Origin of the sequence: Marinobacter sp. (genome assembly GCF_041687235.1) — a bacterium.
Lineage (GTDB): Bacteria > Pseudomonadota > Gammaproteobacteria > Pseudomonadales > Oleiphilaceae > Marinobacter.
Genome location: NZ_JAWLCH010000016.1, coordinates 27,317 through 48,636, shown reverse-complemented (window position 1 = coordinate 48,636; position 21,320 = coordinate 27,317). Strand labels below are relative to the sequence as shown.

Below are 21,320 nucleotides of genomic sequence, written 5' to 3'. Positions count from 1 at the left end.
GCATGATTGTGCCCCGTCTTCTCAATTGATTCAAACATGCGGTGCCTGGCACCCGGGTGGTTTATCTGCCCCGTGATCAGGTAGCGGCATGACCCAACGAGGTTCGCCATGAAAGAAGGTATCCACCCCAAGTACGAAGAAATAACCGCAACCTGCTCCTGCGGCAATTCTTTCAAGACCCGCTCTACCTACACCCATGATCTGCAGCTGGATGTGTGCTCCCAGTGCCACCCGTTCTATACCGGCAAGCAGAAGGTTATGGATACCGGTGGTCGCATCGACCGTTTCCAGAAGCGTTTCGGTGGTCGCATCGGCGCCAAGAAAGACTGATCGCTGTGGATTGGGAAAAGCGCCTTCGGGCGCTTTTTTTGTGCCCGGAAATGAGTATGTATTCAAAGAGTACATACGCAATTAGCACTATTGACTGTTCACAAAATGTTCATGGGCCACTTGTCGTTTCGGGTCTGGCGGGCCATAATGGCGCGCTCCGCTGGCTAGGGAGCCTCCCTAGCTCCGGCGGTTCATTACCTTTAAACGTGACAAACGGAACAGTGGCAATGTCTCAAGATCTGAAAGAAGCAGCCCTTGAATATCACGCCAAGCCGCGGCCTGGTAAGCTGAGTGTAGAAATCACCAAGCCAACCAAGACTTCCCGCGACCTTTCCCTGGCGTATAGCCCCGGGGTTGCCGAACCGGTCCGCGAGATCGCAAAGGACCCGGAGAACGCATACAAATACACCGCCAAGGGCAACCTGGTGGCTGTTATCTCTGATGGTTCCGCGATTCTTGGTCTGGGTAACCTGGGTCCGCTGGCAAGCAAGCCGGTTATGGAAGGCAAGGGCGTACTGTTCAAGCGCTTTGCCGGAATTGATGTCTTCGACATCGAAGTCAATTCCGAAAGCCCGCAGGCGTTTATTGAAACAGTTGAGCGTATCGCAGACACCTTCGGTGGTATCAACCTGGAAGATATCAAGGCGCCTGAGTGCTTTGAGATTGAGCGCGCTCTGATCGAAAAGTGCAGCGTGCCCATCTTCCATGATGACCAGCACGGTACTGCGATTGTAACTGCAGCCGGCATGATCAATGCTCTTGAGCTGCAGGGTAAGAAGATTGAAGAGGCGAAGGTGGTCTGTCTGGGGGCCGGTGCAGCCGCTATTGCCTGCATGAAGCTGCTGATCAGCTGCGGCATTCGCTCTGAGAACATCTTCATGCTCGACCGCAAGGGTGTGATCCACTCTGGTCGTGATGACCTGAATCAGTACAAGGCGATGTTCGCCAATGACACCGACAAGCGTACTCTTGACGACGCTATTGATGGCGCTGACGTATTCCTGGGTCTGTCCGGTCCGGATCTGCTGACTGCGGACCAGCTCAAGAAAATGGCACCGAAGCCCATCGTTTTCGCCTGCTCCAACCCGGATCCGGAAATCAGTCCGGAAGTGGCCTTGGCAACCCGCGATGATCTGATCATGGCCACCGGCCGCTCTGATTATCCGAACCAGGTCAACAATGTGTTGGGCTTCCCCTTTATTTTCCGTGGAGCGTTGGACGTTCGTGCCACCGCGATCAACGAGGAAATGAAAGTCGCTGCCGTCAATGCAATCCGTGAGCTGGCCAAGGAGCCTGTGCCGCAGGAAATCTGTGAGGCTTATGGTGTAGATAGCTTTGAGTTCGGTAAGGAATACATCATTCCCAAGCCGATGGACGTTCGCCTGCTTGAGGTGGTTCCTGCAGCGGTTGCACGTGCTGCCGTGGATTCCGGGGTTGCCCGTAATTCATACCCGGCGCACTACCCGCTCAAGTCCATGGATGACATTATCTGATCTGTCGTTCAGGGCGAAAAAAAACCGGCGGTGATCCCGCCGGTTTTTTTGTGTCTGCCGTCTGGCGTCTCAGAAGATCCTGCGTGAAAGATCATCATCCTCGGACCCGCCGTTTGCGTCGTTCTCGCTTTCTGACGTCAGAGGTGGTGGTGCGTCTTCCTCGCGGAATACTTCAAAGACTCCGTCTTCGCCGGGTCTCGCCCGCTGCCCGGTTTCCGGGTTTATGCGGATGTTTACGATGCCGTTGGGTCTGGGCATGAGAGAAGATGGTCTTCCTTCAAGAGCCACTTTCATGTAGTCCAGCCAGATCGGTAGGGCGGTGCTGGCGCCAAACTCGCGTCTGCCGAGAGGTGCGGGCTGATCAAAGCCGACCCAGGTGGTGGTGGCCAGTTCGTGGTTGAAGCCCGCGAACCAAGTGTCCTTCTGCTCGTTGGTGGTTCCGGTTTTGCCGGCAATGTCATCTCGCCCGAGAGCTAGCGCCCTTCGACCGGTGCCGAGGCGAATTACGTCCTGCATCATAGAGTGAAGGATGAACACGGCGCGTTCGTCTGCGAGTCTGCGCATGACGCGGATTTCTGGCGATGTTTCATCGTCTGTTGACGCTTCTGCATCCGAATCTGAATCGCTTTTTTCAACGCCTGATGTCGCCAGTTCTGTGACTTCCTGGCAGTTTTCGTCGCACAGGATGGTTTCCGGAGCCTGGTAGACGGTGTCCCCTCTGGAATCGCTGATGCTCTCGATCAGGTAGGGTTCAACGTCATAGCCACCGTTAGCGATAACTGCCATGGCTCTGGCCAGTTCCATGGGGGTGAGTTGGCCGCTGCCGAGTGACAGCGACAGGTCGTCAGGCATGTTATCGACCGGGATTTCCAGTTGTGCCAGGTAATCAATAGTTTTCTTGATGCCCAGGTCCCGAAGCAGTCGGACCGAAACAAGATTCCGCGAGCGATAGAGTGCTTCTCGAAGGCGGGTCGGGCCGTAGAACTGTCCGGATGAGTTCTGGGGGCGCCAGGAGGTCTCCAGTTCGGAGTCGTCGAACACGATGGGCGCATCGTTATAGATGGTCGCGGGTGTCATTCCGTTTTCCAGCGCGCTCAGGTAAAGGAAGGGCTTGAAGGTTGAGCCCGGCTGTCTTCGTGCCTGGAGCGCCCGGTTATACTTGCTTTGACCGAAGCTGTATCCGCCGCTCAAGGCCTCAATGGCTCCGGTTTTTGCCTCAAGTGAGATCAGAGCACCTTCGGCCCTCGGAATCTGTGCCAGTGACACCGTTAGCGGCCCGAGTTGTTCTATCGCACCTGTGTCGGAATCCGCCTCGTCAGATTCGGGCTCAAGGGCGATGTGTTCAGGTTTTTCAACCCGGACATAAACGACATCGCCGGGGGCGACGACATCGGAAGGTTTCTCCGGTTCCGGGCCGACGAGGTTTTCGGTTTTGTACCGTCTTGCCCAGGTCATGGTTTCGAAGGGCATGATCGCCTGGCCGATGCGACGGACATAAGTCTCGACTTCACCGGATTCGTCATCAATGCCTGTAACGATGGCGGGCAGCAACGACTCGATCCGGGGATAGTTCAGAATGAGGTTGGACAAGTCGCCGTTGGCCAGCGTCTCCGGGTCAATCTGCCCGATCGCGCCCCGAAAGCCGTGGCGTCTGTCATAGGCTTCAAGGCCGGCTCTCAATGCGTCGGTGGCAACCTGCTGTTTTTCGCTGTCAACGGTCAGGGTGACGCTGTACCCGTCGGTATAGGCTTCTTCGCCAAAGCCTCTCACCATCTCGGAGCGTGCCATTTCCGCAACGTAGTCGGCGTCAACTTCTGTTTCGGTACTGTTGTAGCTGGCGGTAAGGGGGGCGGAAACCGCAAGTTCGTAGGCGTCCTGGGTTATATAGCCCAGATCCTGCATTCGCCCGAGGATCCAGTTTCGGCGGATCATCGCCCGGTTCGGGTTGGCCAGCGGATTGTAGGCTGAGGGGGCTTTGGGAAGTCCTGCCAGCATGGCCATCTGGGCCAGCGAAAGTTCCGAGACCGGTTTGTTGTAATAGACCTGCGCGGCGGCGGCAATTCCGTAAGCCCGGTTGCCGAGGTAAATCTTGTTGAGATAAAGCTCCAGGATGCGGTTTTTGTCCAGTTCACGTTCTATCTGAAGAGCCAGAAGTATCTCGTTGAACTTCCGGATAAAGGTCCTGTCGCGTGACAAAAAGTAATTTTTTGCAACCTGCATGGTGATGGTACTGCCCCCGGACTGTATCTCGCCGGTTGAGATCAGTTCGATGGCAGCCCGCGCCAGGCCTTTGATGTCGACCCCGAAGTGCTCGTAGAAGCGGGCATCTTCAGCGGCCATAAAGGCTTGTAACTGAATTGTTGGGATCTGTTCGATTGTGATGGGTGCCCTTCTCTTTTCACCGAATTCTGCTATTAATCTGTTGTCTTTGCTATAGACCCGTAATGGTGTCTGCAGCTTGATGTCCAGAAGCTGATGTACAGGCGGAAGGCCAGGGCGAAGGTAGAGATAGAAGCCTGAGGTTACGATAACGGCGACACTCAGTCCGGTAAGAAACAACCAGGCAAAAAGGCGAGATGTGCGCAACAAATGAGACATTTTTTTCTGACAACTGTTGGATATAGGTCTATCATTTGAGAAATTGCTTTAGGAAGGATGAGTCGCTTCACCGTTGCAATGGTTCTCAATTAAAGAAGAACACGCATTGTAGACGGAATACTGAAGAAATTCTCTTAAATAAAAAACACATAAGTTACGTAACCGGGTGCATCTAACCAGGTATAGGGTGAGCGCGTGTTCGGATTGTTAGGAAAGAAATCCAGTGCAGTGCTGGGCGTGGATATAAGCTCCAGCTCGGTCAAACTTCTGGAGCTGTCGAAGCAGGGCGATCGCTATAAGGTCGAAAGCTACGCGGTGGAGCCATTACCGGCCAATGCTGTGGTTGAGAAGAACATCACGGATGTCGAGGCGGTGGGTGAAGTGCTCAAGCGCGTGGCCTCCAAGTCCCGCACCGGCGTCAAGCAGGTAGCGGTGGCGGTCTCCGGATCTGCTGTTATTACCAAGGTCATTCAGATGGATGGCGGCCTCAACGAATTCGAGATGGAAGATCAGATTGCCCTGGAGGCAGATCAGTACATTCCCTATCCGTTGGACGAAGTTGCTATCGATTTTGAGGTTCAGGGTCCCTCTGAAACCAATCCCGACCAGGTGGACGTTCTTCTGGCGGCTTGCCGAAAAGAAAATGTCGACATACGTGAAGACGCGCTCGAGATTGCCTCGCTGACCACCAAGGTGGTGGATGTCGAAGCCTATGCTCTGGAGCGTGCCTATGCGCTGATCGAGCCGCAACTCGACTCCCAGGGAGAAGAGTTGGTGGTGGCCATCGTCGACATCGGCGCGACCATGACGACCCTGAGTGTTCTGGCCGGTGGCAAGACCGTTTACACCCGCGAGCAGATTTTCGGCGGCAAACAGCTGACCGAGGAAATCCAGCGTCGTTACGGCCTGTCCCTCGAAGAGGCCGGTCTCGCCAAGAAACAGGGCGGCCTGCCTGACGATTATGAATCTGAAGTGCTGACCCCGTTTCGCGAAGCTGTTGTGCAGCAGGTGGCCAGAGCGCTTCAGTTCTTCTTCGGTGCCAGTCAGTACAATGCTGTCGACTATGTGGTTCTGGCAGGCGGTACTGCCTCGATACAGGGGCTGACGGAGATGGTCGAAGAAAAAACAGGAACGCCGACGCTGGTTGCAAACCCGTTTGCAGATATGGCTGTAGGGTCCCGGGTCAATGCATCAGCACTGAGTAATGATGCTCCTTCTCTGATGATTGCCTGCGGCCTGGCAATGAGGAGCTTCGACTGATGGCAAAAATTAACCTTCGACCCTGGCGCGAGGAGCTTCGTGCCGAGAAGCAGAAGCAGTTCGTGGTCATGATTCTGGGAGCAGCGATCATTGCTGGCGGACTGGTCTTCCTCTGGAAATCCGACATGGACAGCCGTATCGCTTATCAGCAGTCGCGGAACGCCTATATTGAGACGGCCACCAAGAAGTTGGATCAGCAGATCAAGGAGATCGAGAACCTCAAGCGCAAGCGTGATGAATTGCTTGCCAGGATGCAGGTCATCCAGGACTTGCAGGGCAAGCGTCCGGTCATTGTTCGGGTCTTTGATGAGCTGGTGAGAACTTTGCCGGATGGTCTCTTCTATACGGATCTGAAACGCACCGGTGATCGTGTCGATATCGTCGGAATGGCCGAATCTAACAGCCGAGTTTCCACGCTGATGCGTCAGTTCGAGGAGTCCGACTGGTTCACGAATCCGAACCTTTCGAACGTCTCTGCCGCCGACAGCCGCCGGGCCGGTTACAGTCAGTTCAACCTGTCGGTACAACAAAAAACGCCCGAGCCCGAAGGGGAGGATAAGTAATGAGCCTCGCGGACTCTCTCAAAAGCCTTAACGAATTCGATATCAACGATCTCGACGTTAACAACGCCGGTATCTGGCCCGCTCCGGTCAAGGCCATCGTGGTTCTGATTATTTTCGGGTTAATTGCCGGGGGCGGGTACTGGTTCTTTATCAAGGATCAGTATGCACAGCTTGAACGCGTTGAGCAGACTGAACAGGACCTTCGCAAGAAGTACGAAGAGAAAGCGTATCAGGTAGCTAACCTCGAGGTCTTCAAGGCCCAGATGGCAGAAATGGAAGAAACCTTCGGAGCTTTGGTGAGGCAGCTGCCCAGCGAGACCGAAGTGCCAGGTTTGCTGGAAGATATTACCAATACCGCGCTGGGTAGCGGCCTGGCACTTCAGGAAGTAAAGCTGCAGCCGGAACGGCGTCGGGATTTCTATTCCGAGCTTCCGATCAATATCCGGGTGTCCGGCTCCTATCATGAGCTGGCGTCCTTTGTCAGTAGCGTGGCGAGCCTGCCACGGATTGTCACGCTGCATGACCTGACCATAAAACCAACTGGCGGAGACGGAGAACGGCTTGATATGCAGGTCGTGGCTCGTACTTACCGCTACCGGGCTGGAGAATGAGCATGACAGGAAAGCATGCGGTAAAGGCCTGGCTGGGTGTCTGTCTGGTGTCTCTCCTGACAGCCTGTTCCCAGGGCGGCGGATTTTCAGACCTTGATCAATTCATGGCCGAGACGCGGGCGAAACCGAGGGGATACGTTGAGCCCCTGCCCGAGTTCAAGGCCTACGAGGCTTTCAGCTACTCTGCGGCCGATCGGCGGGCGCCTTTTGAACCACCTATCGACGTTCAGTTGACCATGGTGGATGAGCAGCCGGTCAGTGACGTTGAGCCGGATCTGGATCGGCCCCGGGAGGTCCTTGAAAACTTTGATCTCAAGTCGCTTCAGATGGTGGGTACACTTCAGGGCGCATCAGGCAGCCTGTTTGCCCTTATTGAAGACGATAACGGTGGAATTCACCGGGTCCAAACCGGAAATTACATGGGGCAGAACTACGGCCGTATTGTCGGCGTCAGTGAAACCCGAATCGAGCTTATTGAAATCGTTCCCAATGGCCGGGGTGGCTGGGTCGAGCGTCCTCGCTCCCTGACCCTGGAAGAGGGCGAAGGCTAAGGAGCGGCTGGATGAAAGTTGAAAGAACCATGCACGTACAAAAAAGTTTAGGGTCGAGGCTAGCGATGTTCAGAAAACTCAATGTATACGTCAGCGTGATTGCTCTTGGGTTGTTCTCCGGCCTGGCCAACGCGGTCACGCTGGAAGACGTGTCGTTTTCGTCGCTACCGGGCGAGCGGCTTGAAATCACTTTGCAGTTTGATGGGGCGCCGCCGGAGCCCTCTGGCTACACTATTGAGCGCCCGGCTCGAATTGCAGTCGACCTTCGGGACACGACCAGTGGCCTCGACAGCCGAAGTGTCCCGCTGGGCTCTGGCAACGCCCAGAGTATGACCGTAGTGGAAACCAAGGACCGTACCCGGCTGATTTTTAATCTGGTCGAACTGGTTCCCTACGACACGGTTCGCTCCGGTAACTCTCTGGTCATGACAATCGGCGGAGAGTCAGACGGAACGGTAGCAAGCTCCCCGGCTTCTTCCTCTCAAAGCACTTCCGCCTCGGGCGCCGGGTCTGCCAATGCGCTGGCTGGAGTAGACTTCCGCCGCGGCAAGGACGGGGAAGGCCGGGTCCTTGTTGATCTTGGTAGCGCCAGCACACCGGTGGACCTGTCCGAGCAGGCCGGAAAGATCCGCCTGACGATGGATGGGATCTCGGTGCCTTCCGATCTTCGTCGTCGGCTTGATGTGACAGATTTCGCCACACCGGTGACCCGTATCGATACGTTTGTTGAAGACGGGAATGCCGTGGTCGAGATCAGCCCCGAAGGAAACTACGACTACATTGCCTATCAGTCCGGCAGCCAGTTTACCGTCAGCGTCGAGGAGTTGACCCAGGAAGAAGCAGAATCCCGCCGGGAAGAGAAGTTCCCTTATACCGGTGACAAGCTGTCTCTGAACTTCCAGGACATTGAGGTTCGTTCAGTCCTGCAGTTGATTGCCGACTTCACCGGCCTGAATCTCGTTGCCAGTGACACCGTGGGTGGCAGCATCACCCTGCGCCTGCAAAATGTTCCCTGGGACCAGGCGCTGGATCTGATCCTGAAGACTAAAGGTCTCGACAAGCGTCAGATCGGTAACGTGTTGCTGGTAGCTCCAGCGGATGAAATTGCCGCGCGGGAAAAACTGGAGCTCGAGACCAACAAGCAAATTGCTGAGCTGGCGCCGGTTCGCCTGGATATCGTTCAGGTTAATTACGCCAAGGCGGCGGACATCGTGGCTTTGATCAAGGAAGACGAAGAGCTGATTTCTGATCGCGGCTTTGTTTCTTCTGACGTTCGTACCAACACTATCAGTGTGCGTGAAACTGCTGAGAAGCTTGATGAAATCCGTCGCCTGGTGTCGACATGGGACGTGCCGGTGCGGCAGGTTTCTATCGAGGCTCGCATTGTGCGTGCCCAGACCAACGTGGCAGAGAATCTCGGTGTTCGCTGGGGTGGTGCCGCGTATGACATAAGCGGCGATAACATCTTTTCAGTCGGTGGCGGCCTTGACGGCGTGCAGGATGCAAGGGACTCCGCGGCCACTCCCGGGTCGTTTGAAACTTCATTCCCGGGCGCCCTTGCGGTTGACCTTGGGGTAAGCGGTGACGGCGCCTCCTCCTTCGCCATCGGCTGGGGTAGTGACGACTTCCTGGTAGACCTTGAGCTTTCAGCCCTTGAGAGTGATGGTCAGGCCGAGGTGGTATCCCAGCCCCGCGTGGTTACCGCCGATCGCCAGACAGCATCGATCAAGTCGGGTGAGGAAATTCCCTATCAGGAAGCGTCCTCAAGTGGTGCAACTTCCGTATCGTTCAAGGAAGCTGTGCTTTCCCTGGAGGTAACACCGCAGATTACACCGGATGACAAGATCATCATGGACCTGGTCGTCAATCAGGATTCCCGTGGCGAAGTCACTGCCGGTATTCCATCCATCAATACCAACGAAGTTACTACCCAGGTTCTGGTTGGCAATGGTGAGACAGTGGTCCTTGGCGGTATTTTCCAGTCTGAAGTGGCCACCCAGACTACTAAAACCCCGTTCCTTGGAGACATTCCCTACCTGGGCCGTATCTTCAAGCGTACAGAGCATATCGATGAGCGCAGTGAGCTGTTGATCTTCATCACGCCGAAGATCATCAAGAACGATCTCATCCGGTAATTGGGAGGGTCTTGAAAAGCCGCCGCTTGGAACCGGCGGCTTTTTTGTGTCTGTGTTACCGCCGTTTGGGGTCCTGAACTTATGCAATCTCCGGCCCTGTGATATTCTCACCCGCCTGAACAGAACTGAGCGGAAGTTATGTCTTTGCCGAAACGCGTTGTCCTCGTTGGCCCGATGGGAGCAGGAAAAAGCACGATTGGCCGGATGCTCGCCAAAGAGCTCGGCTATCGTTTTCTTGATTCTGATCGCATCATTGAAGAACGTTGCGGGGCCAACATACCCTGGATTTTTGATGTTGAGGGGGAGGAAGGATTCCGTTTGCGGGAAACGGCCATGCTGGATGAGTTGTCTCATGAAGACCGCACGGTGCTGGCCACCGGAGGTGGGGCAGTCATGCGTCAGGAGAACCACCCTATCCTGAAAAGGGATGCGACGGTCATCTATCTGAAAACGTCAATAGAGCAGCAGGTAGAGCGAACACGCAAAGACCGGAATCGGCCCCTGCTCCAGAACGACGATCCAGAGGCGGTTTTGCGGAAACTTTTCTCGATCCGCGATCCGCTGTATTCGAGCCTGGCAGACATCATTATGTACACAGACAGGAAAAGTCCCAGGCTTGTTGTGCGCCAGTTGGTTAACCGGCTGAATCCGAAAACCCCCCGCCAGAAAAGGCAGATCCGGAAGGAAGGTCGAAATCATGTCTAACCTGTTTCGCGAACTTACCGTCGAGCTCGGTGAGCGCAGCTATCCCATTTTTATCGGTCAGGACCTTCTCGAAACCCGGGATCTGTCTCCGTTTGTGGGCGGCAATCAGGCCATGATCGTAACCAATGAGACGGTGGCACCGCTCTATCTTGAGCGGGCAAAGGCGTGTTTCCCGCAAAAGCGGGTTGATACCGTGGTCCTTCCGGATGGCGAGAAATTCAAGGACTGGGAAACCCTCAACAGGATTTTTGACGGCCTCCTTGAGCAGCGCCATACCCGGAAAACGACACTGGTTGCGCTGGGAGGCGGTGTTGTTGGCGATATGGCGGGCTTTGCCGCAGCCTGTTATCAGCGAGGCGTGCCATTTATCCAGATTCCAACGACCCTGTTATCCCAAGTAGATTCATCGGTAGGTGGTAAAACCGGCATTAATCATCCCCTTGGGAAAAACATGATTGGTGCTTTCCATCAGCCGCAAGCGGTTCTGATCGACACTTCAAGCTTGCAGACCCTGCCCCCGCGCGAGGTGTCAGCGGGCCTGGCGGAAGTTATCAAGTATGGACTGATTCGCGACCAGGCGTTTCTTGCCTGGCTTGAAGAGCATATGGACGCTCTCGTCAGGCTGGATCCGGAGGCGCTTGGAGAAGCCATTTTCCGATCATGTGCCTGCAAGGCCGAGATTGTTGCACTCGACGAGCGTGAAGGTGGCCTCAGAGCGATACTGAATCTTGGACATACCTTTGGGCATGCCATTGAAACCTATGCCGGTTACGGCAACTGGCTCCACGGGGAAGCCGTGGGCACCGGGATGCTTATGGCCGCCGAACTGTCTGCCCTTGAGGGGATGATCAGCCGTGCCGATCGCGATCGGATAAATCGTTTGATCCTGAGTGCGGGATTGCCCGACACCCCCCCGTCAGGCATGACGGCCGATGATTTCATGACCCTGATGGCGGTTGACAAGAAAAATGTGGATGGATTGCTCAGGCTGGTCCTGCTTCGTTCGGTTGGCGATGCCATCGTAACGGCAGAGGCAAGCCCGGAGAATCTGGCGTTAACCTTTGCCCGGTTCTGTAGCCCGAAATGATGCCAGCCCGGCGGCGTTGAGGATTTGGTAACGGACCAGCAGACAAGGAAGACCCGTGACTGAAGAAAGCTTGAACAGTCTTGATGGCGGTGGCCTGTTTCCAAGGTTGCAGCAGCGCTATAGCCTTCGGGCTAATCCCCTGGAAATGGAGACGCCGTTTTTTCCGGATGCCATGCGTCATCACGCTCTCGAAGCGTTGCGTCATCTGTGTGGCTTTGGCGATATGGCGCTTTTACTGACTGGTGCGACGGGAGCGGGTAAGACAAGAATTCTGGCGGAGTTGGTCCGCAGTGAGTCGTCCCGGCTCGACTTTCACCGGATACCCGCCGCAGCCCTGACCAGCACGCAGGCCCTGGCCCGTGATCTGAAATCAGTTGCCCGTTCCAGTCTTGGCCCGGACGACAGTCCACGAGATCTGGTTTATCGTTTTTTCCGGTGGTCGGAATCCCGGGTTCGAAAGGGCCAGCGAATGGTATTGCTGATCGACGACGCTGATCGGGCACCCGTGGAGTTGCTCCGACTGATTCTGTCCGCTTACCTGGCTTCTGAGCGTGGATCTTCAGCCGTCCCGGTGTTTGCCGGAACCGATAATCTGGTGCAACTGCTGGCACTTGAAGATGCCTCCACAACTGTTCATCAGATCCACCTCCGCCCCCTCACAAAAGATGAAATCCTTGGCTACCTAGAGCCCAGGGTTCACGCGGCCGGCGGCAAGGCTGCCGAACTTCTCAGTCCGGCGAGGATTTCGAAAATTCATGCGCTGAGCCAGGGCAGTTTTGCCAGGCTCAAGCGGGTTACGCCCGGGGTCTGGCTGGACATGGTCGCTACGCCGAGTGCAAACAGCTCACGCGACCTGCCGTGGAAGCGGTTTCTGTGGCCAGGGCTGGCTTTGATCCTGCTTGCGGGTTCCTGGTGGTTTGTTTCTCGCCAGTATGATGAATCAGTTGCCGACGAGGCTGCGAACGCACCGGAGCCGGTAAGAAAGAGCGTCAGCATCGGGCCTGAGACCGAGAGCATCGCATCGTCTCCTGATGAGCCCGTCGATGAGCCTCCTGAAGTTCTGTTGACAGGGCCGGCCACGGAACCAGAAGCTATCCAGCCAGAGCCAGAGCCAGAGCCAGAGCCAGAGCCAGAGCCAGAGCCAGAGCCAGAGCCAGAGCCAGAGCCAGAGCCAGAGCCAGAGCCAGAGCCAGAGTTCAGTCCGGCGAATCCAGGGCGTTTTGTGGCCATTGACGAGTTTCGGGCCCGCAATGGCTGGACGATCCAGCTGGTTGCCGGCAATCTGGAACAGACCGCACTGAATGTCGTATCCAGCTATTCAGAGCTTGCCGACCTTGTGTATACCCGCGGGGAAAGGCAGGGGCAGCCCTGGTTTATGGTATTCTATGGTGAATTCCCGACCAGGGAGGCGGCGAACGCTGCAGCGTCCGATTTGCCAGAGGATCTGGCCTCGGGGTCGCCCTGGGTGCGTCCGTTCGACAATTTGTAGCGGTGCTGTTTCTGGCGCTAACTTGTTGTTCCGTAACCTTGTCGATTGGTAATTGCCGTTTCGGCATCCCACAATAACTCCACGCCGATTTGAGTACGTATTTCTACGTGTGTAAAATAGCCAGCCCCCATTTTCAGTGTCAAAGGGTGGTTGTATGGCTGCGCGCCAATTAACTCTTTGATTGAAAAGCATTTCTACGCGAGAGAACGCTTATGATGACAGGTTTGTATCATCCCGATGAATTCAGGGACAACTGCGGATTCGGTCTGATCGCCCATATGAAGGGCGAGGCCAGCCACAAGTTGTTGCAAACTGCCATCGAGTCTCTGACCTGCATGACCCACCGAGGTGGTATCGCTGCAGACGGTAAGACCGGCGATGGTTGTGGCCTTCTGATCCAGAGCCCGGATGGCTTCCTGAAAAAAGCCGCCAAGGCCGCCTTTGGTAAGGAGCCAGGTGACCTCTTTGCTGTGGGTCAGGTGTTCCTGAACCCGGATGAAACCAGGGCTTCTGCTGGTCGGGCAGCCATCGAAAAGCGGTTGACCGAACAGGGCCTGGAGATCCTCGGCTGGCGCGAAGTGCCAGTGGACGACAGCTGTCTGGGGCCCATGGCCCTGGATTGCCTGCCTCGTATTGAACAGGTTTTTGTGGTGCCTGGTGGCAAGGCAGAGCGTGATTTCGCGATCAGCCTGTTCGTAGGTCGCCGGCATGCCGAAAGCGATATGTCCGACGATCCTGAGTTTTACATCTGCAGCCTGTCGCACCGGACCCTGGCCTATAAAGGCCTGATGATGCCGGCGGACCTTGCCAACTTCTACAAGGATCTGGGTGATCCGGATCTAGAGACCGCAATCTGTGTATTCCATCAGCGGTTCTCCACCAATACCATGCCGCGCTGGCCGCTGGCCCAGCCGTTCCGTTATCTGGCCCATAACGGTGAGATAAACACCATCGACGGCAACCGCAACTGGGCCATTGCCCGGGCTGCCAAGTTCAGTTCACCGGAACTTCCGGATCTGCAGACCCTTCAGCCGCTGGTGAACCTCACAGGTTCCGATTCTTCGAGCATGGACAACATGCTGGAAGTGCTGCTTGCCGGTGGCGTCGACCTTTTCCGTGCCGTGCGCATGATGATCCCGCCGGCCTGGCAGAATGTCGACAGCATGGATTCGGAGTTGCGGGCGTTCTACGAATACAACTCCATGCACATGGAGCCCTGGGACGGCCCCGCCGGCCTTGTGATGTCAGACGGTCGTTACGCCGTTTGTATGCTGGACCGGAACGGTCTGCGTCCCGCCCGGTGGGTCATCACCAAGGACGACTTCATTACCCTGGCGTCGGAGATCGGCACCTACGGCTATCAGCCCGATGATGTGGTTGCCAAAGGCCGTGTCGGGCCGGGACAGATGCTGGCTATCGATACCGAATCCGGTGAAGTCCTGCATACCAAGGACATTGATCAGCGTCTGAAGACAGCCCAGCCCTACAAGCGTTGGTTGCGAGAGAACGCGCTCCGTGTGGAAACCACGCTGAACCAGGATACCCCGGATTTCAGGTTGATGGATTCCGACGAACTTCTGGTGCACCAGAAGATGTTCATGGTCTCCTTCGAGGAGCGTGATCAGGTATTGCGTCCGCTGGCCGAAAACGGCCAGGAAGCGGTCGGCTCCATGGGTGACGATACCCCGATGGCCGTGCTATCAAGCAAGGTGCGACATGTGGCGGACTATTTCCGCCAGAAGTTTGCCCAGGTTACCAACCCGGCGATTGACCCCCTGCGTGAAGCGATTGTCATGTCCCTGGAGACCTGTCTGGGGGCCGAGCGCAACGTGTTCGAGGAAACTGCCGATCACGCGGACCGCATTATCCTCACGACACCGGTTCTGTCGCCGGCCAAGTTCCTCAAGATCAGCAACAATGACCGGCCCGGATTTGAGGTGGCGCGAATCTCCATGAGCTACCGCCCTGAGCAGGGTCTTGAGCAAGCGATTCGCCAAGTCTGCGAGGAAGCGGAGCAGGCGGTGCGTGATGGCAAGGTCTTGCTGGTTCTGACCGATAAGGATCTCAAGGAAGGGGAGCTGCCGGTCAACGCCCTGATGGCAACCGGTGCGGTTCACCACCATCTGGTCCAGAAAGGTCTGCGCTGCGATTCCAACATCATTGTGGAAACCGGCTGGGCCCGGGATCCCCATCACTTTGCCGTGCTCTTCGGTTTCGGTGCCACGGCGGTATATCCGTACCTTGCCTACCAGGTCCTTAACGATCTGATCCGCACCGGCGAGCTGCTGATGGATCCGATCGATGCGAAGAACAATTACCGGAAGGGAATTAACAAGGGACTGCTGAAGATTCTCTCAAAGATGGGTATCTCGACCATCACTTCCTACCGTGGCGCCCAGTTGTTTGAGGCGATCGGCCTGGCTGATGAAGTGGTCGAGCTATGTTTCAAGGGTGTTCCAAGTCGTATCCAGGGTGCGAGCTTCTATGACTTCCAGCAGGACCAGGAGCAACTGGCTTCCGTTGCCTGGAAGCCGCGCAAGCCGATTATTCAGGGTGGTTTACTGAAGTATGTCCACGGTCAGGAGTACCACGCCTTCAATCCGGATGTGGTCGGCAAGCTTCAGGAAGCAGTAACCAGTGGCGACTACGGTCATTACAAGGAATATGCCGGTCTGGTCAATGAACGTCCGGTAGCGACCCTGCGGGACCTGCTGGGCTTCCGCCAGGATCTGAAACCGATCGACCTTTCCGAGGTTGAGCCTGTAGAGAATATCTTTCCGCGCTTTGATTCCGCGGCCATGTCCCTGGGTGCGTTGTCCCCCGAGGCCCACGAGGCTCTGGCAGTTGCTATGAATACCCTGGGTGGGCGCTCGAACTCAGGCGAGGGTGGTGAAGATCCGGCTCGCTACGGCACGGAGAAGCGGTCCAAGATCAAGCAAGTGGCTTCCGGGCGTTTCGGGGTTACTGCGGAATATCTGCGTAGCGCCGATGTCATGCAGATCAAGGTAGCCCAGGGCGCCAAGCCTGGCGAAGGCGGCCAGTTGCCGGGTGGTAAGGTCAACGATCTGATTGCGCGCCTGCGTTACTCGGTGCCCGGCGTGACGCTGATTTCACCGCCGCCGCACCATGATATCTACTCTATCGAGGACTTGGCCCAGCTGATTTTCGACCTTAAACAGGTCAACCCCCAGGCCCTGGTGTCTGTGAAGCTGGTCTCCGAGCCTGGTGTCGGCACGATTGCGGCGGGTGTTGCCAAGGCCTACGCCGACCTGATCACCGTTTCAGGTTACGATGGCGGCACCGCTGCAAGCCCGCTGACGTCCATCCGCTATGCCGGTTCCCCGTGGGAGCTCGGTCTGACGGAAACCCAGCAAGCGCTGCGTGCCAACGATCTGCGGGGCAAGATCCGCCTGCAGACGGATGGCGGCATCAAGACCGGTCTGGATGTGGTGAAAGGCGCGATCCTGGGTGCCGAGAGTTTTGGTTTCGGTACCACGCCGATGGTGGCTCTGGGCTGTAAATACCTCCGTATCTGCCACCTGAATAACTGCGCGACCGGTGTGGCAACCCAGAACGATCACCTGCGTGAAGAGCACTTCAAGGGCACGGTGGAAATGGCCATGAATTTCTTCCGCTTTGTGGCTGAGGAAACCCGTGAGTGGATGGCAAAGCTGGGTGTGCGCAGCCTTGAGGAACTGGTCGGGCGGGTTGATCTGCTGGAGCGCTTGCCGGGTGATACCGAGCGCCAGAAGAAGCTGGATCTCAGTCGCCTGCTGTCCAACGACCATATTTCGGCGGATAAACCGCAGACCTGCCAGGTTGAGCGGAACCATCCATTCGATGAGGGTAAGCTTGCGGAGCAGATGGTTCAGGATACCGCTGCGGCTATCAAGGAGAAGAGTGGTGGTGCCTGGTCCTACCGGGTAACCAACTGTGATCGCTCCATTGGCGCGCGTCTGTCCGGTGAAATCGCCCAGCTGCACGGCAATCAGGGGATGGTCGATGCCCCTATCACGCTGGATCTCACCGGCACAGCCGGCCAGAGTTTTGGTGTCTGGAACGTAGGTGGTCTCAACCTGATTCTGGAGGGTGACGCCAACGACTACGTGGGCAAAGGCATGACCGGCGGCAAGCTGGTGGTGAAGCCGCCCCGCGGCAGTGCCTTCAAGACCCAGGAAACTTCCATCGTCGGTAACACCTGCCTGTACGGTGCCACTGGCGGCAAGCTCTTTGCCGCTGGAACCGCCGGCGAGCGCTTCGCGGTTCGTAACTCCGGCGCCCATGCGGTTGTGGAAGGCGCTGGGGATCACTGCTGTGAGTACATGACAGGTGGTCTGGTGACCGTACTTGGCTCAACCGGGCACAATTTCGGTGCTGGTATGACCGGTGGCTTTGCCTATGTGATGGATCTCAACAACACCTTCGTGGACAAATACAACCACGAGCTGGTCGAGATCCAGCGGATTTCCAGCGAAGACATGGAGTCTTACCGAAATCACCTGCGTGGCGTCATCCGTGAGCACATCTCGGAAACCGGCAGTGAGTGGGCTGAGCACATTCTTGAGAATTTCGACGACTACATCGGCCGTTTCTGGCTGGTGAAACCCAAGGCTGCCAACCTGCGCAGTCTGCTGGCCAGCACCCGGGCGCGTCCGGAATAAGACGCTGGGAAGGTTTGGGGCGTGCAGCCTTGCTGTCGCCCTTGTCGAAATTGAGTTGATGAGAGCATCCTGATGAAAGAACGACTGAGTAACGACTTCCAGTTTGTCGAGGTTGGACGGATTGACCCGAAGAAGGTCCCGGCCAAGAAGCGGAAGAAAGAGTTTGGTGAAATCTACCACCCCTTCACGGCGGATAACGCGGCGTCCCAGTCCCACCGCTGTCTTGAGTGTGGTAATCCGTATTGCGAGTGGAAGTGCCCGGTTCACAACTACATCCCGAACTGGCTCAAGCTGGTTTCCGAGGGCAACATCATGCGGGCCGTTGAGTTGTGCCACCAGACCAACTCCCTTCCGGAGGTCTGCGGCCGGGTCTGCCCGCAGGATCGCCTGTGTGAGGGTGCCTGTACACTGAACGACGGCTATGGTGCAGTCACCATCGGCTCTGTCGAGAAGTACATCACCGACACCGCCTTTGCCCTGGGCTGGAAGCCGGATATGTCCGCCGTGAAGTGGACAGACAAGAAGGTTGCGGTTATCGGCGCCGGCCCTGCCGGTCTCGGATGCGCGGACGTTCTGGTTCGCAATGGCGTCAAGCCGGTTGTATTCGATATCTATCCGGAAATCGGCGGTCTGCTGACCTTCGGTATTCCAGAGTTCAAGCTGGAAAAATCCGTCATGACCCGTCGCCGCAAGGTGTTCGAGGAAATGGGCGTGGAATTCCGCCTGTCCACCGAGGTGGGCAAGGACGTTCAGCTGCAGGACATCATTGACGAATACGATGCCGTCTTCATGGGCATGGGCACCTACACCTACATGAAGGGCGGTTTCCCGGGTGAGAACCTGCCTGGCGTCTACGACGCTCTGCCGTTCCTGGTCTCCAACGTCAACCGCCGTCTGGGTTTCGAGAAAGACGAAGCAGACTTCATTGACATGAAGGGCAAGCGGGTTGTTGTTCTCGGTGGCGGTGATACCGCCATGGACTGCAACCGCACCTCGATCCGTCAGCAGGCCGAGAGCGTTACCTGTGCCTACCGCCGGGATGAGGCCAACATGCCGGGTTCCCGTCGTGAAGTGGCCAACGCCAAGGAAGAGGGCGTCAAGTTCCTCTTCAACCGTCAGCCCATTGCCATCATTGGCGAAGATCGGGTTGAAGGTGTGAAAGTGGTTCAGACACGCCTGGGCGAGCCTGATGAAAACGGCCGTCGCCGCCCCGAAGTGGTTCCGGGCAGTGAGGAAGTCATTCCTGCCGATGCGGTGCTGGTGGCGTTCGGTTTCCGTCCGAGTCCGGCTGACTGGTTCGACGAGCTGAAAGTGAATACTGACGACTCGGGCCGGGTAACAGCGCCGGAAGAGGCCGAGTTTGCTTTCCAGACCAGCAACGAGAAAATCTTCGCGGGCGGTGACATGGTCCGCGGCTCGGATCTTGTCGTAACGGCTATCTGGGAGGGCCGTCAGGCCGCCGAAGGTATCATGGATTACCTGGATATCTGATTGCTGGATTGATCCTGATCAGAAGGGCGGTTTCCTAAGGGAAAGCCGCCCTTTTTTATTCCCGCAAACCGGGTATTATGGCTCCCCATCCAATTTTCCCCTTTGTACAGAACACGCTGGATTTCCTATGACCGAGCTGAAGAATGATCGTTTCCTCCGCGCCCTGATGCGCCAGCCCGTGGACCGCACCCCGGTCTGGATGATGCGACAGGCGGGGCGTTACCTGCCGGAATACCGTGCGACAAGGGCGAAGGCCGGGGATTTTCTCAGCTTGTGCAAGAACACCCCGTTGGCCTGCGAAGTGACGCTGCAACCCCTGGAGCGCTTCCCGCTGGATGCGGCCATCCTGTTCTCGGACATCCTGACCATTCCGGATGCTCTGGGTCTCGGCCTGTACTTCGAAACGGGTGAGGGTCCGAAATTCCGGAACACGATCCGCTCCGAGGCCGATGTTGCTGCTCTGCCGAAGATCAACGCGGAAGTGGATCTGGATTACGTCATGAACGCGGTGTCTACCATCCGCGGTGCTCTGAACGGCAGCGTTCCCCTGATCGGCTTTTCCGGCAGCCCATGGACTCTCGCCACCTATATGATTGAAGGCGGCTCTTCCAAGGATTTCAGGGAGGCGAAGAAACTCATGTACGGCCAGCCCGAGGTTATGCATCGGTTGCTGGACCATCTGGCGGATGCGGTTATTGACTACCTCAACGGCCAGATCAAAGCCGGTGCCCAGGCCGTGCAGATTTTTGATACCTGGGGTGGTGTGCTGAGCAGTTGGGCCTATGAAGAGTTCTCGCTTCGCTACATGAAGAAAATCGTCGATGGCCTTATTCGCGAGAGCGACGGTCGCCGGGTACCGGTGATTCTGTTCACCAAAAACGGCGGTCAGTGGCTGGAATCCATTGCCGATTCCGGTGCGGATGCGGTCGGCCTGGACTGGACCACCGATATCGGCAACGCCCGAGCCCGCATTGGCGACCGGGTCGCCCTCCAGGGGAACATGGATCCGGCCATGCTGTATGCACCGCCCGAGCGGATTCGCCAGGAAGTGGCCGATATCCTTCGGCGCTTTGGTTCCGGCCCCGGCCATATCTTCAACCTTGGTCACGGCATTACGCCGGATGTGGATCCTGAGCACGCCAAGGCATTCATTGAAGCAGTGGTTGAACTCAGTCCAGAGTATCATCGCTGAGTATTAGAGTTCGTTTTCTTCCAGCCTGCTGATCATGTTGGCTGGACCGTGATGGGGCCCTTTCCAAAAACCGCTACGAGCACCCCTCCGGGGTCCAGCCAGCAATCACAGATTGCTGTCGTTCGGCTGTCGCATGAAGCTTCGCTTCATAAACGCTCGGCCTCACCCATGTGCGCTTGTCCTCGGCCATCCTTGGCCTCCGACATTTTTGGAAAGGGCCCCACCACGGCCCGAGTCTTACCTCAGAGATATATCCTTTTGAGAGTCCCGTAGGTCGGATTAGGCGCGTAACGCGCGCCGTAATCCGACAACCGAGCTCCCCTCAAAAACTCCTCTGGATGCAACCTCCTGTCCGGTCTATAGTCAGATAAAACAAGACCGGTAAACAGGAGTAACCCGTTGCCCACCAAGACCCCCGAAAAACGCCGGTTCCACCGGATCGAATTCGACGCGCCCTGCGAGCTTCACTGCCAGGAGTCTGTCTGGAAGACCGAGGTGCTGGATATTTCCTTGAAAGGCGTTCTGGTAAAGCGTCCGGAAGGGTGGGACGTACCGTTGAAGCAGCCCTGCGAAGTGATTATTCACCTGAATGATCATGAGGCAGCCATTGTGATGGCGGTGGAGCTTCGTCATATAGAGCCCCACCGGTTGGGGTTTAAGTGCCAATACATTGACCTCGACAGTGCCACTCATCTGAAACGTCTGGTTGAACTTAATCTTGGTGATCAAGCTCTTCTGGAGAGGGAGTTTGCGCATCTTATTGATTAGGCAGGTTTTGTCGGATTACGGCTTTGCCTAATCCGACCTCCTTGGCTGGCTGTTACCAGTTTTCGCCTTCCGGAATCCGTCTTCTAGAGTTTTAAAAGTCGGAGTCCTGCACTGCAGTAAGCAGTCTAGCCGTTAACTCCCAAACTGGCCTATAACTTCAGAAAATTCAGGTCTAGAGTTCTTCGAGGGCCGTAAGCGCATCACTCAATTTGGTCACCGGAATTACCTTCATGCCGTCGATGGCCTTCCTTGGGGCATTGGATTTTGGCACCAGGGCCCGGGTAAAGCCGTGCTTGGCGGCTTCGTAGATTCGTTCCTGGCCGCTGGGTACCGGGCGGATCTCGCCGGAGAGGCCGACTTCGCCGAAGATCACCAGGTCCTGGGGC

At 56.6% G+C, this 21,320-nt stretch carries 16 protein-coding genes; 14 read left to right on the top strand and 2 right to left on the bottom strand.

The annotated features are described in order from the left end of the window. Window positions 1–108 precede the first annotated feature (108 nt). Together rpmE and ACESMK_RS17205 are read left to right on the top strand one after the other, a co-directional pair. A complete protein-coding gene (gene rpmE / locus ACESMK_RS17210; RefSeq protein ID WP_373001377.1) occupies window positions 109–330 on the top strand; it encodes a 50S ribosomal protein L31 in 222 nt (73 codons plus the stop codon). A gap of 227 nt (window positions 331–557) precedes the next feature. Continuing rightward, on the top strand, window positions 558–1,823 hold the full coding sequence (locus ACESMK_RS17205; protein WP_296933446.1) for a malic enzyme-like NAD(P)-binding protein: 1,266 nt from the start codon (window positions 558–560) through the stop codon (window positions 1,821–1,823). A 69-nt stretch (window positions 1,824–1,892) separates the two neighbouring features. Here the strand turns inward: ACESMK_RS17205 and ACESMK_RS17200 are convergent, their stop codons facing one another. Next, window positions 1,893–4,421 carry a penicillin-binding protein 1A gene (locus ACESMK_RS17200; RefSeq protein WP_373001375.1) on the bottom strand — a complete coding sequence of 843 codons (2,529 nt, stop codon included), beginning with the start codon at window positions 4,419–4,421 and terminating at the stop codon, window positions 1,893–1,895. A gap of 195 nt (window positions 4,422–4,616) precedes the next feature. On the opposite strand from ACESMK_RS17200, the gene ACESMK_RS17195 reads away from it, so the two are divergent. The 12 genes from ACESMK_RS17195 (at window position 4,617) to ACESMK_RS17140 (ending at window position 20,934) form a co-directional block, all read left to right on the top strand. Next, window positions 4,617–5,681, top strand: a complete 1,065-nt coding sequence (locus ACESMK_RS17195) for a pilus assembly protein PilM (RefSeq protein WP_373001373.1) — start codon at window positions 4,617–4,619, stop codon at window positions 5,679–5,681. Then, window positions 5,681–6,244, top strand: a complete 564-nt coding sequence (locus ACESMK_RS17190) for a PilN domain-containing protein (RefSeq protein ID WP_373001371.1) — start codon at window positions 5,681–5,683, stop codon at window positions 6,242–6,244. The genes ACESMK_RS17195 and ACESMK_RS17190 overlap by 1 nt, the downstream gene beginning before the upstream one ends. Further along, entirely contained in the window at window positions 6,244–6,855 is a 612-nt protein-coding gene (locus ACESMK_RS17185; RefSeq protein ID WP_373001369.1) for a type 4a pilus biogenesis protein PilO, read from the top strand. Before ACESMK_RS17190 ends, ACESMK_RS17185 begins: the two co-directional genes overlap by 1 nt. A gap of 2 nt (window positions 6,856–6,857) precedes the next feature. Beyond that, window positions 6,858–7,406 (top strand): pilus assembly protein PilP, encoded by a 549-nt coding sequence (locus ACESMK_RS17180; protein ID WP_373001367.1) that lies wholly within the window; start codon window positions 6,858–6,860, stop codon window positions 7,404–7,406. A 65-nt stretch (window positions 7,407–7,471) separates the two neighbouring features. Then, window positions 7,472–9,541 carry a type IV pilus secretin PilQ gene (pilQ, locus tag ACESMK_RS17175; protein WP_373001365.1) on the top strand — a complete coding sequence of 690 codons (2,070 nt, stop codon included), beginning with the start codon at window positions 7,472–7,474 and terminating at the stop codon, window positions 9,539–9,541. A gap of 138 nt (window positions 9,542–9,679) precedes the next feature. Then, a complete protein-coding gene (gene aroK, locus ACESMK_RS17170; protein ID WP_373001363.1) occupies window positions 9,680–10,246 on the top strand; it encodes a shikimate kinase AroK in 567 nt (188 codons plus the stop codon). Further along, window positions 10,239–11,333 (top strand): 3-dehydroquinate synthase, encoded by a 1,095-nt coding sequence (gene aroB / locus ACESMK_RS17165; RefSeq protein ID WP_373001361.1) that lies wholly within the window; start codon window positions 10,239–10,241, stop codon window positions 11,331–11,333. Before aroK ends, aroB begins: the two co-directional genes overlap by 8 nt. A 55-nt stretch (window positions 11,334–11,388) precedes the next feature. Then, entirely contained in the window at window positions 11,389–12,822 is a 1,434-nt protein-coding gene (locus ACESMK_RS17160; protein WP_373001359.1) for an AAA family ATPase, read from the top strand. 212 nt (window positions 12,823–13,034) lie between these two features. Then, on the top strand, window positions 13,035–17,483 hold the full coding sequence (gltB, locus tag ACESMK_RS17155; protein WP_373001357.1) for a glutamate synthase large subunit: 4,449 nt from the start codon (window positions 13,035–13,037) through the stop codon (window positions 17,481–17,483). Window positions 17,484–17,555: 72 nt separating this feature from the next. Beyond that, on the top strand, window positions 17,556–18,974 hold the full coding sequence (locus ACESMK_RS17150; protein WP_373001355.1) for an FAD-dependent oxidoreductase: 1,419 nt from the start codon (window positions 17,556–17,558) through the stop codon (window positions 18,972–18,974). A gap of 127 nt (window positions 18,975–19,101) precedes the next feature. Continuing rightward, the gene (gene hemE / locus ACESMK_RS17145) at window positions 19,102–20,166 is read left to right on the top strand and encodes a uroporphyrinogen decarboxylase (protein WP_104323170.1); all 1,065 of its coding nucleotides are present in this window, start codon (window positions 19,102–19,104) and stop codon (window positions 20,164–20,166) included. A gap of 399 nt (window positions 20,167–20,565) precedes the next feature. Continuing rightward, window positions 20,566–20,934: a PilZ domain-containing protein gene (locus ACESMK_RS17140; RefSeq protein WP_373001353.1), complete on the top strand. Its 369-nt coding sequence runs from the start codon at window positions 20,566–20,568 to the stop codon at window positions 20,932–20,934. A gap of 172 nt (window positions 20,935–21,106) precedes the next feature. On the opposite strand, the gene ACESMK_RS17135 is transcribed toward ACESMK_RS17140, so the two are convergent. Next, window positions 21,107–21,320: S16 family serine protease (locus tag ACESMK_RS17135; RefSeq protein ID WP_373001351.1), on the bottom strand; the 214-nt coding region annotated here is incomplete at its 5' end.

Coding starts and splice junctions, on each gene's coding strand:
- pilQ (WP_373001365.1), top strand. CDS start 7,472: ATGTTCAGAAAACTCAATGTATACGTCAGCGTGATTGCTCTTGGGTTG.
- rpmE (WP_373001377.1), top strand. CDS start 109: ATGAAAGAAGGTATCCACCCCAAGTACGAAGAAATAACCGCAACCTGC.
- ACESMK_RS17180 (WP_373001367.1), top strand. CDS start 6,858: ATGACAGGAAAGCATGCGGTAAAGGCCTGGCTGGGTGTCTGTCTGGTG.
- aroK (WP_373001363.1), top strand. CDS start 9,680: ATGTCTTTGCCGAAACGCGTTGTCCTCGTTGGCCCGATGGGAGCAGGA.
- ACESMK_RS17150 (WP_373001355.1), top strand. CDS start 17,556: ATGAAAGAACGACTGAGTAACGACTTCCAGTTTGTCGAGGTTGGACGG.
- ACESMK_RS17200 (WP_373001375.1), bottom strand. CDS start 4,421: ATGTCTCATTTGTTGCGCACATCTCGCCTTTTTGCCTGGTTGTTTCTT.
- ACESMK_RS17205 (WP_296933446.1), top strand. CDS start 558: ATGTCTCAAGATCTGAAAGAAGCAGCCCTTGAATATCACGCCAAGCCG.
- ACESMK_RS17190 (WP_373001371.1), top strand. CDS start 5,681: ATGGCAAAAATTAACCTTCGACCCTGGCGCGAGGAGCTTCGTGCCGAG.
- gltB (WP_373001357.1), top strand. CDS start 13,035: ATGATGACAGGTTTGTATCATCCCGATGAATTCAGGGACAACTGCGGA.
- aroB (WP_373001361.1), top strand. CDS start 10,239: ATGTCTAACCTGTTTCGCGAACTTACCGTCGAGCTCGGTGAGCGCAGC.
- hemE (WP_104323170.1), top strand. CDS start 19,102: ATGACCGAGCTGAAGAATGATCGTTTCCTCCGCGCCCTGATGCGCCAG.
- ACESMK_RS17185 (WP_373001369.1), top strand. CDS start 6,244: ATGAGCCTCGCGGACTCTCTCAAAAGCCTTAACGAATTCGATATCAAC.